The 16040-nt window shown below is 63.5% G+C and carries 16 protein-coding genes; 8 read left to right on the top strand and 8 right to left on the bottom strand.

What is annotated here, in order from left to right; genetic code table 11:
- Nucleotides 1-6: 6 nt before the first annotated feature.
- From QMZ05_RS00080 to QMZ05_RS00070, 3 genes are all read left to right on the top strand, one after another.
- Entirely contained in the window at nt 7-846 is an 840-nt protein-coding gene (locus tag QMZ05_RS00080) for a phosphodiesterase (RefSeq protein WP_353698909.1), read from the top strand.
- Between the two features lie 292 nt (nt 847-1138).
- Complete coding sequence (locus QMZ05_RS00075; protein WP_076858951.1) at nt 1139-1876, top strand: Crp/Fnr family transcriptional regulator; 738 nt, start codon at nt 1139-1141, stop codon at nt 1874-1876.
- A gap of 108 nt (nt 1877-1984) precedes the next feature.
- Entirely contained in the window at nt 1985-2284 is a 300-nt protein-coding gene (locus tag QMZ05_RS00070; protein WP_353698908.1) for a hypothetical protein, read from the top strand.
- A gap of 72 nt (nt 2285-2356) precedes the next feature.
- Here the strand turns inward: QMZ05_RS00070 and QMZ05_RS00065 are convergent, their stop codons facing one another.
- From QMZ05_RS00065 to QMZ05_RS00045, 5 genes are all read right to left on the bottom strand, one after another.
- Nucleotides 2357-3451 (bottom strand): amidohydrolase family protein, encoded by a 1095-nt coding sequence (locus QMZ05_RS00065; RefSeq protein ID WP_353698907.1) that lies wholly within the window; start codon nt 3449-3451, stop codon nt 2357-2359.
- A 160-nt stretch (nt 3452-3611) separates the two neighbouring features.
- Entirely contained in the window at nt 3612-4907 is a 1296-nt protein-coding gene (locus tag QMZ05_RS00060) for a TRAP transporter large permease (protein WP_353698906.1), read from the bottom strand.
- Nucleotides 4908-4922: 15 nt separating this feature from the next.
- Complete coding sequence (locus tag QMZ05_RS00055) at nt 4923-5435, bottom strand: TRAP transporter small permease (protein WP_353698905.1); 513 nt, start codon at nt 5433-5435, stop codon at nt 4923-4925.
- A 42-nt stretch (nt 5436-5477) separates the two neighbouring features.
- Nucleotides 5478-6503, bottom strand: coding sequence for a TRAP transporter substrate-binding protein (locus QMZ05_RS00050; protein ID WP_353698904.1), 1026 nt, complete (start codon nt 6501-6503; stop codon nt 5478-5480).
- A 41-nt stretch (nt 6504-6544) separates the two neighbouring features.
- A complete protein-coding gene (locus QMZ05_RS00045) occupies nt 6545-7288 on the bottom strand; it encodes a GntR family transcriptional regulator (protein ID WP_353698903.1) in 744 nt (247 codons plus the stop codon).
- Between the two features lie 81 nt (nt 7289-7369).
- Between QMZ05_RS00045 and QMZ05_RS00040 the strand changes: the two genes are divergently transcribed.
- Nucleotides 7370-8176: an SDR family oxidoreductase gene (locus QMZ05_RS00040; protein WP_353698902.1), complete on the top strand. Its 807-nt coding sequence runs from the start codon at nt 7370-7372 to the stop codon at nt 8174-8176.
- Here the strand turns inward: QMZ05_RS00040 and QMZ05_RS00035 are convergent, their stop codons facing one another.
- Together QMZ05_RS00035 and QMZ05_RS00030 are read right to left on the bottom strand one after the other, a co-directional pair.
- On the bottom strand, nt 8177-8887 hold the full coding sequence (locus QMZ05_RS00035) for a substrate-binding domain-containing protein (RefSeq protein WP_353698901.1): 711 nt from the start codon (nt 8885-8887) through the stop codon (nt 8177-8179).
- Nucleotides 8888-8925: 38 nt separating this feature from the next.
- Nucleotides 8926-9900, bottom strand: coding sequence for a tripartite tricarboxylate transporter substrate binding protein (locus QMZ05_RS00030; RefSeq protein WP_353698900.1), 975 nt, complete (start codon nt 9898-9900; stop codon nt 8926-8928).
- A gap of 150 nt (nt 9901-10050) precedes the next feature.
- On the opposite strand from QMZ05_RS00030, the gene QMZ05_RS00025 reads away from it, so the two are divergent.
- From QMZ05_RS00025 to dapD, 4 genes are all read left to right on the top strand, one after another.
- Nucleotides 10051-11121 (top strand): extracellular solute-binding protein, encoded by a 1071-nt coding sequence (locus QMZ05_RS00025; RefSeq protein WP_353698899.1) that lies wholly within the window; start codon nt 10051-10053, stop codon nt 11119-11121.
- A 125-nt stretch (nt 11122-11246) separates the two neighbouring features.
- Nucleotides 11247-13346, top strand: a complete 2100-nt coding sequence (locus QMZ05_RS00020; protein ID WP_353698898.1) for a molybdopterin oxidoreductase family protein — start codon at nt 11247-11249, stop codon at nt 13344-13346.
- Between the two features lie 78 nt (nt 13347-13424).
- Nucleotides 13425-14204 carry an enoyl-CoA hydratase/isomerase family protein gene (locus QMZ05_RS00015; protein WP_353698897.1) on the top strand — a complete coding sequence of 260 codons (780 nt, stop codon included), beginning with the start codon at nt 13425-13427 and terminating at the stop codon, nt 14202-14204.
- A 142-nt stretch (nt 14205-14346) separates the two neighbouring features.
- Nucleotides 14347-15318, top strand: coding sequence for a 2,3,4,5-tetrahydropyridine-2,6-dicarboxylate N-succinyltransferase (gene dapD / locus QMZ05_RS00010; RefSeq protein WP_353698896.1), 972 nt, complete (start codon nt 14347-14349; stop codon nt 15316-15318).
- Between the two features lie 168 nt (nt 15319-15486).
- Here the strand turns inward: dapD and QMZ05_RS00005 are convergent, their stop codons facing one another.
- A complete protein-coding gene (locus QMZ05_RS00005; protein ID WP_353698895.1) occupies nt 15487-15915 on the bottom strand; it encodes a heme-binding protein in 429 nt (142 codons plus the stop codon).
- Between the last annotated feature and the right edge of the window lie 125 nt (nt 15916-16040).

Raw genomic sequence — 16040 nt, 5'->3', positions numbered from 1 at the left:
CCATCGATGCCGTCGAAACCCGTCCTCATCGCCCAGATCTCCGACCTTCACATCAAGCCGCCGGGAACGTTGGCCTACGGCCGGGTCGATACCGCCAAGGCGCTCGAGCGCTGCGTGGCTGAACTCAACGCATTCGAGCCGGCGCCCGATTTCGTTGTCATCTCGGGCGACCTTGTCGATACGCCGTCGGTCGAGGAATACGATTATCTCAAGCGATTGCTCGCGCCGCTGCGCCTGCCGTTTGCCGGCATTCCCGGTAATCACGACTCGCGGGAGTGGATGCGCGAAGCGTTTCCGGCCGCGCCCTATGTTCGCGCAACGGGCCCGCTCGACCAGAAGATCGAGGTCAATGGTCTCGATCTCCTGCTGCTCGATTCAAGCGTTGCCGGTAAGCCTCACGGCATGCTCGAAGCGTCCACGCTGCAATGGCTGGACGAGGCGCTGGCGGCCGCAGCCGACCGGCCGGCGCTGCTCTTCCTGCATCACCCGCCATTCAAGGGCGGCATCTGGCACATGGACCGGCAAGACCTCTTCAATGCCGACGAGCTGGCGGGAATCGTCAAGCGTCACCCGCGTGTGCGGCTGATCGCGTGCGGGCACGTCCACCGTGCGATGCTGACCACCTTCGCGGGACTTCCCGTGACAATTTGCCCCGCGCCGAACCATGCGGTCGACCTGGACCTCGGGCAGCTCCGCGAACCGTCGTTCAAGGTGGAACCCCCTGCATTTCACTTGCACACGTGGTTTCCCGGGCAGGATTTTGGACAGCTGGTGACGCACCAGGTCCCTATCGGTCGGTTTGACGGGCCGCACCCGTTCTTTGGCCCAGACGGCAGGCTGTTGTGAGTTTGCGGCGCTGACCCTCGCACAGCCGGTTTTGCCGGGCGAGATCGTCGTTGCTGGACCGGATATTCCGGATCACACGCAGCCGCTGCCTGCAATTGAGCGTTGCATAGGCACGTATTTATTCCAAATTGTAGCTTGGATGCCTTCTAGCCCGCTGCCGGCGGATCGGACCTTTTGTTGCTGTAGGCCCGCGGTGGGGCTATAGTCGCTTCCGCTTTCATTGATCGATGGCTCTGTCGGTGTCGCGCTGCTGGCGCGCCGATTAAACGCAACACAATCAGTCTGGATCACGATGACCGGTGCGCCGCCCATTGAACGAACTGCCGGCGCGCCGTCGTTTACGAACAACAAGCTGTCTGTGCTGCGCAAGCATCCTTACTTTGCCGATCTGGAGCCCGAGGCATTCGATCAGCTCTGCCGCTACGCCAAGCACACCACGCTGAAGCGGGGCACGACGATCTTTTCCAAGGGCGATCCGGGCACAAGCCTGATTGCGGTGATTTCGGGCACGGTGAAAATCAGCATCTCGTCGCCGGATGGTCGCAACGCCATCCTGAACCTGATCGAGGCAGGCGAGATCTTCGGCGAGATCGCGCTGCTCGACGGGCTGTCGCGCACTGCCGATGCCACCGCCAACACCAATTGCGAACTGTTCGTCATCGACCGGCGCGAATTCATTCCGTTCGTGCGCAGCCAGCCGACGCTGGCGATGAAGTTCATCGAACTGCTTTGCGCAAGGTTGCGCTGGACCAGCGACCAGGTCGAGCAGGTCATCCTTCAGGATTTGCCCGGCCGTCTGGCCAGCGCGCTGCTGCGCCTGAGCGACAAGCACAAGCCGCAGGGGCGCACCATCTCGATCACCCAGCAGGAGATCAGCGAGATGGTCGGGATGACCCGCGAGAGCATCAACAAACAGCTTCGCGCCTGGGCGACACGCGGCTGGGTCAGGCTCGAGCATGGCGCGATCGTGGTGCTGAAGCCAGAGTCGCTTCAGGCGCTGGTTGACGCCGGGGCCGATGACGGCGAGTAGCCGCGCCGGCCGCTCGTCCAATTCTGCACTTCACGAAACGGTGAGCCGGACAAGGCCTGTGAAACCATTCACATCAGCCTTGCGTGCCCTGCGGTAAGTGAGCCCCGGGTGGATCACGTCCGCACTGTGGAGGAATCCATGCAGGGCTCTTTCGACAACCGACGTCAGGACCCGGAAAGCAACTACAAGAGCTTCAGCATCAAGCTGATCGCGTTGCCGGTGCTCGTGATCGTTGCCTTGATCGGGATGCTGGTCAGTCACCCGGCCGCGGTCAAATGGATATCGGACGCGGCACAGGCCGAGTTCGTCGGAACCGACGCCGCCGACGCCAGCCCGCTGCCCAGGATCGCGCAGCCGGCGCCCACCGCTCTGCCACGCAATGAGATGCGGACGGTGAAGGCCAACTGATCGTTGATGCCGTCGTCGCGTATCAGGGCGCGACAACGGCAATTCAGATCGTCCCATGGTCCGCCGCGATCCTCACGCGGTAACGCCGAGCAGCTTTGCTGCGGTCCGCCCGAGAATGTTCGCCTTGTCGTCGTCGCTCAGCGACGCGCTGGCGAAGATGTGGTCGACCGGCGCCAGTTGCCATGGATAGGGATAGTCGCTTCCCAGCACGATCTGGCCGGCGCCGACCTGGGCGGCGAGGTGCCGGATCGCCTCCGGTGTGAAGATCAGGGAGTCGAAATAGATCTGCTTGAGATATTCGGTCGGCGCCTTCTGAAGCTTGATCTCCGGATTGCATCCCTTCGGTCCGACCAGGCTGGGATGGTCCGAGCGATCGGCATAGGAGGGGAGGTAGCCTCCTCCATGCGCGGCGATGATCTTCAGTCCCGGGAAGCGGTCGAGCGTGCCCTCGAAGATCAAATGCGAGAGAGCGATCGTGGTCTCGAGCGGATTGCCGATCGCGTTGCCGAGCCAGCCATTGCCGGATAGCCGCTTGTTGAGCTCGGGAACGCCCTGCGGATGGATGAAGAGGGGGACGCCGAGTTCCTCGGCCTTGGCCCACACCGGATGAAACTTGGAATCGGAGAATTCGACGCCGTCGACGACACCGCCGATCGCCGCCCCCTTCAGCCCCTGCTTCTTCACCGCCGTCTCCAGCTCCTGCACCGCAAGGTCAGGGGCCTGCAATGTCAGCGAGGCGAAAGCCGCAAACCGGTCGGGCTTCGAGGCGCAGAGTTCGGCGAGCTTTTCATTCTGGATTTTCACGATCTTGCCGGCTAGGTCGCGATCGCGGTCGTACCAGAACGGATTGATCGAGAGCACCTCCATATCGACGGCCTGCGCATCCATCGCCGCGAGGCGCTTGTCGATCTCGATGAAGGCCTCGGCGGCGCCGTTCACCGGCGGCAGTTGATATTTTCCGGCGTCGGCGCCGAGCAGGGCGCCCGCCTCGCGGAAGTGGCAATGCGAGTGAATGTCGATCGTCTTGACGCGCTTGCCGTCGACGCTGATCGGCAACTTCTGCCGCGATGGCTGCGCATTCGCGTTGTGGACGAGCCCGCAGCCGCAGAACACGATGCCTGCTGCCGCCGTCGCTCCCGCCTTCAGGAAATCACGCCTTGTGGTCATGACGATCGCCTCCCTGTCTTTTTGTTATGGAGCGGCGAGCGTAGGGATGCCGGTTAGTGGTCGCAAGATCACACGCTGTGCGTGTCGCGCAATGTTGATCTGCTCAAACCGGCTTGATCCCGGCACTTGTGTCAGGGCGACGGAACAGTTCCGCTTGCCCTCAGTGCAGGACCTGAAGCTGCCGCGGCAGCCATAGCGAGATTTCCGGCAGATACGTCACGCACATCAGGACAAAGAACATCACCGCATAGAACGGCCAGATCTTGCGCATGACCTGCTCGATCGTGACCTTGCCGACCGCGCAGCCGACAAACAGGATCGCACCGACCGGTGGATGGCACAGGCCGATGCCGAGATTGAGCAGCATGATCATGCCGAAATGGACCGGATCGACGCCGAAGTTCTTCATGACCGGCAGCAGGATCGGCGTTGCGATCAGGATCGACGGCGCCATGTCGACCAGTGTGCCGAGCACCAGCAGCAGGACGTTGATCAGGAGCAGGATGACGTACTTGTTGTCGGAGATCGACAGGAAGAAGGCGGTCATCTTGGCCGGCATCTGCGTCAGGGCCATGATGTAGCCGACGCTGGAGGCGCAGGCGATCAGCGTCATCACCATGGCGACGGTGCGCAACGTGCGATGCAGCAGCACCGGCAGGTCGCGCCAGCGATAGTCGCGATAGATGAGCATGGTGACGAAGAAGGCCCAGATGCAGGCGATGGCGCCGGCTTCGATCGCGGTGAAGATGCCGCCGAGAATGCCGCCCAGGATGATGACGAGGGTGATGAGACCCCAGGAGGCATCGATGGCGATCCGGAACGCGTCCTTGGCCGGCACGGTCTGGCCGTGCGGGTGCTTCTCGCGATAGGCGACGGCGAGGCACAGAATGATCAGCGAGAACCCGAGCAGCAGCCCCGGGAACACGCCGGCCATGAAGAGGGCGCTGATCGAGATCGTGCCGCCGGTCGCAAGCGAGTAGAGCACCGCATTGTGGCTCGGTGGCACCAGCAGGGCCTGGACCGACGAGGTGATCGTCAGATTGGTCGCGAACACGCGCGGATAGCCGTTCCGTTCCATCTGCGGGATCATCACCGAACCGATCGCCGATGTATCGGCGACGGCCGATCCGGAGATGCCGCTCAGGAACGTCGTCGCCAGCACGTTGACGATCGAGAGGCCGCCGCGCAGACGCGTCAACCCGACCAGCACATCGGCAAACGCGACCAGGCGGCGGGCCATGCCGCCCTCTGCCATGATGGCACCGGCCAGCACGAAGAACGGGATCGTCAGCATTGCGACCTTGCTGACGCCATCGGAGATCTTCAGCATCACCGCTTCGAGCGGAATGCCGATCCACAAGGCGCCGACGATGGCCGCCATCGCCAGCGAGTAGGCGATCGGCATGCCGATCAGGAAACAGAGCAGCATGGTCGCGAGCAGGATGGAGATGTCCATGGTGACTTCTCGCGGTCAGTCGATCGATGCGTCGCGATGCGGGCCGATCGGATCGGGCGGTGCACCAAGGAAGATCCGTTCGATGATGAACAGCAGCAGGCAGGCGCCGCCGATCGGAATTGGAAGATAGGTGACGCCGACCGACAGCGACGGAAAGTCGGCGATCGTGTTGTGCCAGGTCACCTCGACGAGCCGATAGCCCCAGATCATCATGAACAGCGCGATCAGGCCCATCAGCAGTTGCACGACAAGGTCGGCGAGCCACCGGAGCGGGTCCGGCAGCTTGCCGGCGAAGTAGCCGACATTCATATGCAGGTTGAGCCGATATCCGGCGGCCGCACCGATGAAGGTCACGACGATGGTGAGCAGCACCGCGAGCGGTTCGGGCCAGGATGCGGCGCTGTTCAGGACATAGCGTGTGAACACCGCCCAGGGGATGACCGCTGAAATCAGGATCAGCGCGGCAGAGCCCGTGATGACGCAGGCCAGATACAGATAATCCATCGCGCGGCGATATGATCCGGCCATGTCCATTTCCCGTATGTTGTCGATTTCCCGCGTGGTGCCGTGTCAGGCAGACTGGATGCGTCCGATCATCTCCTGATATTTCGGGCCGAATTTGTCCCATACCGGCTTGACCGCATTCTGGAATGGCGTCTTGTCGGCGATCTCGATGATCTCGCAGCCGGCGGCTTTCGCCTTTTCCATCGCCTGCTTCTCGTATGTGTTCCAGAGCCCGCGCTCTTCCATTTGCGCCTCGCGGGCAAGCTTCCTGATCAGCGTCTGGTCGTCGGCCGACAGCACGGACCAGGCTCGCTTCGAGAACACCAGCACCTCGGGAACGATCAGGTGCTCGGTGAGCGAAAAATGCTTAGCCGCGGTGTAATGATTGCTGAAGACGTAGCTCGGGGGATTGTTCTCGGCGCCGTCGATGACGCCGGTCTGCAGCGCGCTGAACACCTGGTCGTAGCCCATCGCAACGCCGTTGCCGCCCAGCGCGTTCATCATGTCGATGAAGATCGGATTGCCGATAACGCGGAACTTGAGGCCCTTGATGTCGGCGATCGTCTTGATCGAATGCTTGGTGTTGTAAAGGCTGCGCGCCCCGGAATTCATCCAGCACAGTGCGACCAGTCCGGCATTCGGGCTTGCCGTGATCTTGTCCAGCAGCTCCTGGCCGATCGGGCCATCCATCATCCGCTCGGCATGCGCCATGTTCTTGAACAGGAAAGGCATGTTGACGACGTTGATGTCATCGACGATCGGCCCGATCGAGCCCGCGCTGACGCGCAGCATCTGGATCGCGCCGATCTGGGTCTGCTCGATGGTTTCCTTCTCGCCGCCGAGCTGCATCGAGGGGAACATCTGCAGCGACAGGCGGCCGTTGGTCGCCGCCGCAAGCTTCTTGCCGAGATTTTCCGTCGCGACCACGGTCGGATAGCCGGGCGGTTGGACGTCTGACGCCTTGAACACCGCTTTCGACTGGGCGAAGGCCGTCTGCGCCGACGTCGCCACGGCCGCGCCCAGGCCGGCGCCGATCTTGATGATGTCGCGACGGTTGAGCCCGCGGGTCCGCGATCGATCTGTACGGTTCATTGTCATTCCTCCCAAAATGCCTGGCCGGAGTCCGGCGGCGGTCATGCCGGCTGGCGTTGCTCGTCGAAGAACTCCGGATTGTTGTGCTGGGTGGCCGAGATGTCGGCCAGAAGCCGTTCGAGGTGTCTCGTCATCGCGGCTCCGGCGCGTGCCGGGTCGCGTGCCTCGATCGCGGCCATGACGGCCTCGTGCTCGGCGATGACTTCGGCCATCCGCCCACGCTGCGGCAGCGTGAGCCATCGGAAGCGGTCGACGTGAACCTTGACCTGCAGGATCAGCTTCCAGATGCCGGGGTGTCCGGCAATTTCGGCGATGGCGGCGTGAAAGGCCTCGTCAGCCTGATGGAATGCCTCGCGATCATCGGCCATCTCGGCCTCGCGCTGGCGTTCGAGGATCGCGTGCAGGCCAAGGATCTGGCTGGCGCTGGCGCGCTCAGTCGCCATGCGGGTCGTGGTTTCCTCCAGCGACCTGCGGACGATGATTGCCTCCGGGAGAGCGGCGAGCGGGATGCGCGACACGAAGATGCCCGACTGTGGGAAAATCTCGACCAGGCCTTCGTCCGACAGGCGCAAGATGGCTTCCCGCACCGGCGTCCGGCTGACGCCATAGGAGCGTGCGATCTCGGCCTCGATGATCGGGTCGCCGGGCCGGCGCTGCAACGAGACCAGTTCAGCGCGCAGCTCGGCATAGATCCGCGCCGCCGCCGTTGCGGTCCGTGGGCGACCGGTCCGCCGGTGGCCGGCGAGGTTGCGGAGCTCCGATTTTTTCGGCGCGCGGGCGGGCATTCGTGCTCCCAATACTGATATATTAGTATATGAAGCGATCGCTGAAGGCAAACGAGCTTCGCTCGCATCCCGGGAGGTCACATGACCGACTACCGCAAGCTGTTCGATCTCACCGGCAAGACCGCCGTGGTGCTGGGTGCCGCCTCGGGTATCGGGAGGTCTTCGGCTGAAGCGCTGGCCTCGCTTGGCGCGCGCGTGCTGTGCGCCGATCGTACGCTGGAGGGTGCGGAGGCGACCGCCGCAGCGATCCGGGAGCAGGGTGGATCGGCCACGGCCGCCGCCTGCGATGCGGCTGATCGTGCCGACGTCGAGGCGCTGGCGACGAAGGCGCGCACGGAATTGCAGCGCGTCGACATCGCCGTCACCACGCCGGGGCTGAACATCCGCAAGACAATCCTCGACTACACCGAGGAGGATCTCGACCGCGTCATCAACCTCAACATCAAGGGCACGGTCTGGTTCTTCCAGGCATTCGGCCGCATCATGGTCAAGCAGCAAGGCGGCAGCCTGATTGCCTGCTCCTCGGTGCGCGCAGTGACGATCGAGCCGGGGCTTGCGGTCTATGGTTCGACCAAGGCGGCGATCGGTCTCCTGGTCAAGGGCTTCGCATCCGAGGTCGGCCGCTCCGGTGTCCGCGTCAACGCGATCGCGCCGAGCATTGCGGAGACCGCGTTGACCGGCCCGTTCAAGCAGCGACCGGACATCTACAATCTCTATGCCGGCCACACCGTGTTCAATCGCTGGAGCAGTGCCGACGAAGTCGCCACCGCCGTCGCCTATCTTGCATCCGACGCAGCGAGCTATGTCAGCGGCAGCACGCTGTTCGTCGACGGTGGCTGGACGGCGGTCGATGGACCGCCAACGGGTCTCACCCAATTGGCGCGCTAGTTACGACGTCGGGCCGGAGACGAAACCAGCCTGATTGCGTAGCTCAGACGCATCCGCCGATGTCAGCAACGCGATCAGGCGCTCCGCCTGCGGTGCAGCCGATGCCTGCGTTGCAACGGCAGCCGTATAGATGGTCGCGAGCCCGCATCCCGGTGGTAAGGTACCCGAAAGCACGACACCCGGAGTGCTGATGATCTCGGTCGATTGCGTGCAACCGATCGGTCGCTTGTCTCGGGACTCTGCGAGATGCCGCATGGCAGTCGCGCCGTTCGGAAAGATCTTCAGCCGGTCGGCGACGGCGTCAGTGATGCCGAGTTGTGCCAGCACCTTGGCGACATGAATGCCGGCGGTCGACGCCTTGGTATCCGGCACGAAGATCGCGTCCGCAGCGAGCAGGGCTGTACGCAGGCCTGCTGCGTCCTCGGCGCGCGCCGGTGGATCGCCTGCGCGGACCGCAAGCGCCGTTTCAACGCGGCCGATGTCGGCGATCGAACTGCGCAAGACCAGCCCTTCGTCGGCAAGCGTCGCGATCAGCGCAGCGGTCAGGATGACGATGTCGGTCGGAACGCCGGCACGCAACCTGTCGGCCATGGCGCCGACCGCGCCAAAATCACCGGCAATGCCGAGGCCGGTTTCGGCCTCAAACGCACGCGCAAGGCTGCGCACCAGCCCCTGTGCCGCGCCGCCGCTCAGGATGTTCAACGTCTTCATGCGCACTGTTCCATCACCACGGTCCTGCGACCACGTGCCTATTCGGTCTTGTCCAGTCGTTTGACGACGTCCGCCCACTTCACGATATCGGCGCACAGGAACCTGTCGAAGGCCTCCGGCGTCATCGTCATCGGCACCGCGCCCTGTTCGGCCCAGAGCTTCTCGACCTTTGGCCGCTTGATCGCGGCGTTTACGGCCACGTTGAGTTTGTCGATGATCGGCTTCGGCGTACCCGCTGGCGCCATCAGGCCGAGCCAGATCGTCGCCTCATAGCCGGAGACGCCCGCCTCGATGACCGTCGGAACGTCGGGCAACACCGAGGAACGGGTCTTGCCGGTTGTGGCAAGCGCGCGGACCTGGTTTTCGGCAACATTCGGTGCCATCGCCGGCACGGCATCGATCATCATCTGGACCTGGCCACCGATGACGCCGCCGCGGGCTTCGCCGCTGTTGCGGTAGGGCACGTGCACGAGGTTGATCCCGGCCATGGCTTTGAACAATTCGCCCGCCATGTGATACGGCGTCCCCTGGCCCGACGAGGCGTAGTTCAGCTTTCCGGGCTCCGCCCTTGCGAGCGCGATGAATTCCTGCAGCGTCCTTGCCGGCACGGCGGGGTGGACCACGATCACGAGATCCGATGTGTTCAGCGATGCGACCGGCACGAGGTCGCGCATCAGCTCGTATTTTCGTTGGGGCACCAGCGATTCATTCGCGGTCTGGGTGTTCGACATCATCAGCAGGGTGTAGCCATCGGCCGGCGCCTTCGCGACCTCGAGCGTGCCGATCACGCCGCCGGCGCCGGTGCGGTTCTCCACCACGAAGGGCTGGCCGAGGCTTTCCTGCAAGATGCTGCCGATCTGCCGCGCAACGACGTCGGCCGGACCGCCGGGGCCGAAGGGAACGATGATCCTGACCGGCCGCGCAGGATAATCTTCGGCGTCGGCATGTGAGCCCGACATCGAGACGATCAGCAATGCCGCGACACACATCAAGGCGTACCGAAAGCCCGCCATTGATCGTCTCCCCAACTTTAGTCTTCTTTCTTGATCAGAAGTCTAGCTGCAACCTGAAGGCTCTGTCGACGACAGACTCCGTCTTCGCGCATCGGAATAAGGGCGGGAGGACGGTGTACTCAAACTTCGCCATCACGTGCGGGGAATCAAATGAGGAAACATCCTGGGCTATCGCGGCGCGATCTGCTGAAGGGCTCCAGCGCCGTGCTGGCGGGCACCGCCTTTTCAACGCGCGTGGTGGCTGCCGCGCCACCTGCGGAACCGGTGACGCCGGCGTTGATCGAGGCCGCGAAGAAGGAAGGACAGGTCGTCTATTACACCTCGACCGATCTGCCGGTCGCCGAGAAGCTGGCGAAGGCATTCGAAGCGAAATATGCCGGGATCACCGTGCGTGTCGAACGCACCGGCGCGGAGCGCGTGTTCCAGCGGGTGGGTCAGGAATATTCCAGCAACATCCACGCGGTCGATGTTGTCAATTCCTCCGACGCCGCGCATTTCATCGTGTGGAAGCGTGACGGCATTCTGGCGCCCTATGTCCCGGAGGAGGTCGCGAAATACTATCCGGACGAACATCGCGATGCGGACGGACAGTTCGCAAGCTTCCGGGTCTGGCTATCGATCATCGCCTACAACACAAATCTCGTGAAGGCCGAGGAGGCGCCGCGGAGCTTTGCCGACCTGCTCGATCCGAAGTGGAAGGGCAAGATCGTGAAGGGGCATCCCGGCTATAGCGGCACCATCATGACCGCGACCTACCAGATGCAGCGCGATCTCGGCTGGAGCTTCTTCGAGCAGCTCGCCAAGCAGAACATCATGCAGGTGCAATCCTCGACCGATCCACCGAAGAAGCTCGATCTCGGCGAGCGCGCAGTGATGGCCGACGGCAACGAGTACAACATCTTTCAGCTGAAGGAGGCCGGCCGGCCGGTCGAGCCGGTTTACGCCACTGAGGGATCGCCGCTCATCGTCGGCCCCAATGGGATCTTCAAGGACTGTCCGCATCCCAATGCCGCAAGGCTGTTTCAATCCTTCGCGCTCGGGCGTGAGGGGCAGCAACTCAATGTCGAGATCGGCGGTCTCAGGTCCGTCCACGCGCAAGCCCAGGAGAAAGCCGGGCGCAAGCCGTTGAAGGACGTCAAGACGATGAAGGACGATCCCGCGGCGGTGGAGCGGGAAGGCGAATCGATCAAGGCGCACTACACCCGCATCTTCCGCGTTTGACGGATGGTTCAGGCCGGTAGCCGGGCAATTGGGCGTTTAACGCATGGCATATATGCTCGGTTTTCGCCCGGACTGGGTCAATAATGCCCCTCGGCGGGGTGGGCGTTTGATGTTACCAATTTGGCATGAACCAGCATGCCAAGGTCGACATCCGCCATTCCACCTGTCCGCACGACTGCCCCTCGGCATGTGCACTTGACGTCGAGGTGATCGAAGGACGTTCGATCGGCAGGGTGCGTGGCTCCAAACAGCAGACCTATACGGCCGGCGTGGTGTGCGCCAAGGTCGCGCGTTATGCCGAGCGAATTCATCACGCCGAGCGGCTGACGGTTCCGCTGCGCCGAACCGGGCCGAAGGGCTCCGGCCAGTTCGCTCGGATTTCCTGGGACGAGGCGCTGGACGAGATCGCCGCGCGTTTCGATGCCGCCGAGCGCGAGTTCGGCGCCGAGTCGGTCTGGCCTTATTACTACGCCGGCACCATGGGGCTCGTGATGCGCGACGGCCTCAATCGCCTGTCGCATGTGAAGAAGTATTCGCGCTTCTACGGCACGATCTGCTCGACCATCGCGCGCATCGGCTTCGCCGCTGGGACCGGCAAGATCGCCGGCGTCGATCCCCGCGAGATGGGCGTGTCCGACCTCGTCGTGATCTGGGGCACCAATCCGGTGAACACCCAGGTCAACGTGATGACGCATGCGTCGCGTGCGCGGAAGGAGCGTGGCGCCAAGATCGCGGCGGTTGACGTTTACAACAACGAGACCATGAAGCAGGCCGACATCAAGATCCTGCTGCGGCCGGGAACGGATGGCGCCTTCGCGTGCGCCGTGATGCACGTGCTGTTCCGCGAGGGATTTGCCGATCGCGATTATCTCGCGCGCTATACCGATTGCCCCGGCGAACTCGAGGCGCATCTGCAGACCCGCACGCCGGAATGGGCCTCGGCGATCTCGGGCGTGCCGGTCGCGGAGATCGAAGCGTTCGCGCGGCTGGTCGGGCAGACCAAGCGCTCATTCTTCCGGCTGGGTTACGGTTTCACCCGCAGCCGCAACGGCGCCGCGCAGATGCACGCCGCGTCGTGCATTCCGGCTGTCACCGGCGCCTGGCAATACGAGGGCGGTGGCGCATTCTTCAACAATGCCGGAATCTGGCGCTTCGACGAGTCGATCATCGAGGGGCATGATGCGATCGATCCCACGACGCGGGTGCTCGATCAGTCGAAGATCGGCCGCATCCTGACCGGCGACGCCGAGGCGCTGCGCGGCGGCGGGCCGGTCAAGGCGATGCTGATCCAGAACACCAATCCGATGACGGTGGCGCCCGAGCAGGCGCTGGTGCGGCAGGGATTTGCGCGCGAGGATTTGTTCGTCGCGGTGCATGAGCAGTTCATGACCGAGACGGCACAGATGGCGGATATCGTGCTGCCGGCGACGATGTTCATGGAGCACGACGACCTCTACTACGGCGGTGGCCATCAGCACATCTCGGTCGGCCCGAAGCTGATCGATGCGCCCGGCGAGTGCCGCTCGAACCACGAGGTGCTGCAGGGGCTCGGCCGCAGGCTCAATGCCGTGCATCCCGGCTTCGACATGACGCCACGTCAGCTGATCGATGCGACGCTGAAGAAGAGCGGCCACGGCGATATCGGGGCGCTGGAGGCCGACATCTGGCGCGATCTGCAGCCCGATTTCCGCACCTCGCATTATCTCGACGGCTTTGCCCATGCCGACAAGAAGTTCCACTTCAAGGTCGATTGGGGCAAGGTGCCGGTCGGTTCAGGCGGGCTGATGGGCGCCTGGGACAAGATGCCCTCGCTGCCCGACCACTGGACGATCATCGAGGAGGCGGACGCGCAGCATCCGTTCCGGCTCGCGACGTCGCCGTCGCGCAGCTTCCTCAACACCAGTTTCAACGAAACGCCGTCGTCGCAGGCCCGCGAGGGCGCACCGACCGTGATGATCCATCCCGACGATGCGGCCGGCCTGTCGATCGCGGATGGCGACGCCGTGACGCTCGGCAACACGCGCGGCGAGACCACGCTGACCGCAAAGCTGTTCGACGGCGTTCGTCGCGGCGTGCTGATTGCCGAGTCGATCCATCCGAACAAGTCGCATATCGGCGGTCGCGGCATCAACATGTTGACCGGGGCTGAAGCCGTCGCTCCGGTCGGCGGCGCCGCGTTCCACGACAACAAGGTCTGGATCAGGAAGGCGCCGGCCGCCGCATAATCCTGCTTGCAGTCGGCGCCGATCCTGCCGCAAATGTCGGCTGACAACAGCACATGGGCGGGAAAGAAGGCGGGAAACATGACCGACAACAGCGTTCTCTTGGAAAAGCGCGGGCAAGCATTCTGGATCACCATCAACCGTCCGGACAAGCGCAACGCGCTCAATGCCGGTGTGATCGCAGGCATCGCGCAGGGCTATCGCGAGGCGCATGACGACAAGGACGTGCGCGTCATCGTGCTGACCGGCGCGGGCGACAAGGCGTTCTGCGCCGGCGCCGATCTGCAGAACAGCGGCGCGGCGTTCTCGATGGATTTTTCGCGGCCGAATGTCGACTATGCCGATCTGCTGCGGCTGTCGCAGAACGCGACCAAGCCCGCGATCGCGCGGGTCGGCGGCGTCTGCATGGCCGGCGGCATGGGGCTGTTGTGCATGACCGACATGGCGGTGGCCGGTGATGGTGTGATCTTCGGTCTGCCGGAGGTGAAGGTCGGCGTGTTTCCAATGCAGGTGCTGAGCCTGCTGCAATCGATCGCGCCGCCGCGCCTCGTCAACGAATGGGCGCTCACCGGCGAGCCGTTCGATGCGAAGGCCGCGCAGGCCGCGGGCCTTCTCAACTACGTCGTGCCGGCAGCGGAGCTCGACGCCAAGGTCGATTGGCTGATCGGCCGCATCGTCGACAAGTCACCGACGGCGATCCGTCGCGGCAAATACGCCATGCGCGCGATCGCCTCGATGTCGTTTGACGAAAGCATCGCCTACACTGAAAGCCAGATCGCGCTGCTCGCAATGACCGAGGACGCCAAGGAAGGCCTCAAGGCCTTCGGCGAGAAGCGCAAGCCGACATGGACGGGGCGGTAGGCAGGGGTTGTACCTGCCGACAATTCCCCGCTGGACCCGTCGAAAATGACCCAAAGTGGACGTGTTTGAGAGTTCAGAAGTTGCTAATTCTGCGAGAACTCGCGTATGCACTACGTGCAGGATCGTAATATGAGAGATTCAAATGGCGATGGAGCTGAGGGGCGCGAGCGGCGAGGGATTTGCGACGATTGCCGCTGATGGTCGCGTGTTGGATTCCTGGTTTCTTCGGCTGAGCCTGGTTGCGCAGCCCGGCAAGGCGGCAACGGTACGGCTGACGAGCGACGAGATCACCAGGTCGCTGGGTGAGGCGGCAGACGGATGTGCGCGACACGACGACATCCGCAATGTCGACATCGTGGCCATTCGTACGGAAATTGACTCCCTTGCATCGGCGCCGACTGATGTGCACGACGCATATCTTCGCCTCCATCTGCTGAGCCACCGGCTCGTCCAGCCGAATTGCCTGAACCTCGACGGAATATTCGGTCTGTTACCAAACGTTGCCTGGACGACGCTCGGTCCCTGCGAACCCTCTCGTGTACCGGACGCGCGACTCGGAGCGCGAAAGCGTTCCCTCGCCTTCGAGGTGACGGGCGTGGATAAGTTCCCGCGCATGACTGATTACGTGACGCACGCGGACGTGAGAATTGCAGATGCAGATCGCGTCAGGCTCGGAGCTCACTTGGCTCCGGGCACAACCGTCATGCATGAAGGCTTTTGCAATTTCAATGCGGGCACGCTCGGTCCCTGCATGGTCGAAGGCCGGATCAGCGCCGGTGTAGTTGTGGGAAGCGGCAGCGACATTGGTGGCGGAGCGTCGATCATGGGCACTCTGTCCGGCGGAGGGAAAGAGAGGATTACAGTTGGCGAGCGCTGCCTGATCGGAGCCAACGCCGGTATCGGCATTTCGTTGGGCGATGATTGTATTGTCGAGGCGGGCTGCTATGTCACCGCAGGCGCGCGCATCCTTTTGGAAGATGGCCGAGTGCTGAAAGCTAAGGAACTCTCGGGCCAGAAGGGCCTGCTTTTTCGTCGCAACTCCCAGAGCGGCGCTCTTGAGGCAACCAGACGGACACCGAACTGGGACGGCCTCAACGCGCAACTTCACGGCTAGGCCGTTCGATCGAAGACCTCGTCGGCAACAATTTTTGTCCATTAGCGATGTCGCCTTATGGCCCATCGCGACAGTTGCTGCGGTTGCGCCGACGCGGTCGATGTCGGGGCTAACCGGACATCGACCAAGATCTGTGAGTGCGCGCCCTTGCCGCGCGGGCCCGGCAGATCAGCCCGCGTTGGCCTTCAGGCCGGCGGCTTCGATGCCGGCCACGGCGCAGATCTCGTCATTGTCCGACGTGTCGCCGCTGACGCCGACGGCGCCGAGCAGGTTGGTGCCGTCCATGATCAGCACGCCGCCGGGGACCGGCACCAGCCGGCCTTGCGCCAGCGTGTTCACGGAATCGATGAAATAGGCCTGCTCCTGCGCGCGTTGAAACAGCGCCCGCGATCCCATTCCGAGCGCCAGCGCGCCATAGGCCTTGCCGTGGGCGATCTCGGCCCGCATCAGGCTGGTGCCGTCCTGCGCCGCCGTCACCTTCACCGCGCCGCGGGCGTCGAGGATGGTGACGACCAGCGGCTTCAGCTTCTTCTCGACGCCCTTGGCGAGCGCGGCATCCAGGATCTTGCGGGCGGTTTCGAGAGTGAGCTCAGCCATGGGCTTTGTCCTTTGTCGGCAATGATTGGTTGGATTTCGATGTCGCACGTTTCAGGCTCATCGCCAATACGCTGGCGACATGCAGCGGCGTGCGGCCGCTGCCGTCCTTGATCTGGTGCCGGCAC

This window comes from Bradyrhizobium sp. INPA03-11B (genome assembly GCF_040446015.1).
Classification (GTDB): Bacteria; Pseudomonadota; Alphaproteobacteria; order Rhizobiales; family Xanthobacteraceae; genus Bradyrhizobium; species Bradyrhizobium macuxiense_A.
The sequence above is the reverse complement of the archived record's forward strand: the minus strand, read 5'-3'. Positions and strand labels throughout refer to the sequence as shown.

Coding starts and splice junctions, on each gene's coding strand:
- QMZ05_RS00045 (WP_353698903.1), bottom strand. CDS start 7,288: ATGCCCGCCCGCGCGCCGAAAAAATCGGAGCTCCGCAACCTCGCCGGC.
- QMZ05_RS00040 (WP_353698902.1), top strand. CDS start 7,370: ATGACCGACTACCGCAAGCTGTTCGATCTCACCGGCAAGACCGCCGTG.
- dapD (WP_353698896.1), top strand. CDS start 14,347: ATGGCGATGGAGCTGAGGGGCGCGAGCGGCGAGGGATTTGCGACGATT.
- QMZ05_RS00050 (WP_353698904.1), bottom strand. CDS start 6,503: ATGAACCGTACAGATCGATCGCGGACCCGCGGGCTCAACCGTCGCGAC.
- QMZ05_RS00075 (WP_076858951.1), top strand. CDS start 1,139: ATGACCGGTGCGCCGCCCATTGAACGAACTGCCGGCGCGCCGTCGTTT.
- QMZ05_RS00015 (WP_353698897.1), top strand. CDS start 13,425: ATGACCGACAACAGCGTTCTCTTGGAAAAGCGCGGGCAAGCATTCTGG.
- QMZ05_RS00020 (WP_353698898.1), top strand. CDS start 11,247: ATGAACCAGCATGCCAAGGTCGACATCCGCCATTCCACCTGTCCGCAC.
- QMZ05_RS00035 (WP_353698901.1), bottom strand. CDS start 8,887: ATGAAGACGTTGAACATCCTGAGCGGCGGCGCGGCACAGGGGCTGGTG.
- QMZ05_RS00055 (WP_353698905.1), bottom strand. CDS start 5,435: ATGGCCGGATCATATCGCCGCGCGATGGATTATCTGTATCTGGCCTGC.
- QMZ05_RS00030 (WP_353698900.1), bottom strand. CDS start 9,900: ATGGCGGGCTTTCGGTACGCCTTGATGTGTGTCGCGGCATTGCTGATC.
- QMZ05_RS00065 (WP_353698907.1), bottom strand. CDS start 3,451: ATGACCACAAGGCGTGATTTCCTGAAGGCGGGAGCGACGGCGGCAGCA.
- QMZ05_RS00005 (WP_353698895.1), bottom strand. CDS start 15,915: ATGGCTGAGCTCACTCTCGAAACCGCCCGCAAGATCCTGGATGCCGCG.
- QMZ05_RS00025 (WP_353698899.1), top strand. CDS start 10,051: ATGAGGAAACATCCTGGGCTATCGCGGCGCGATCTGCTGAAGGGCTCC.
- QMZ05_RS00060 (WP_353698906.1), bottom strand. CDS start 4,907: ATGGACATCTCCATCCTGCTCGCGACCATGCTGCTCTGTTTCCTGATC.
- QMZ05_RS00080 (WP_353698909.1), top strand. CDS start 7: ATGCCGTCGAAACCCGTCCTCATCGCCCAGATCTCCGACCTTCACATC.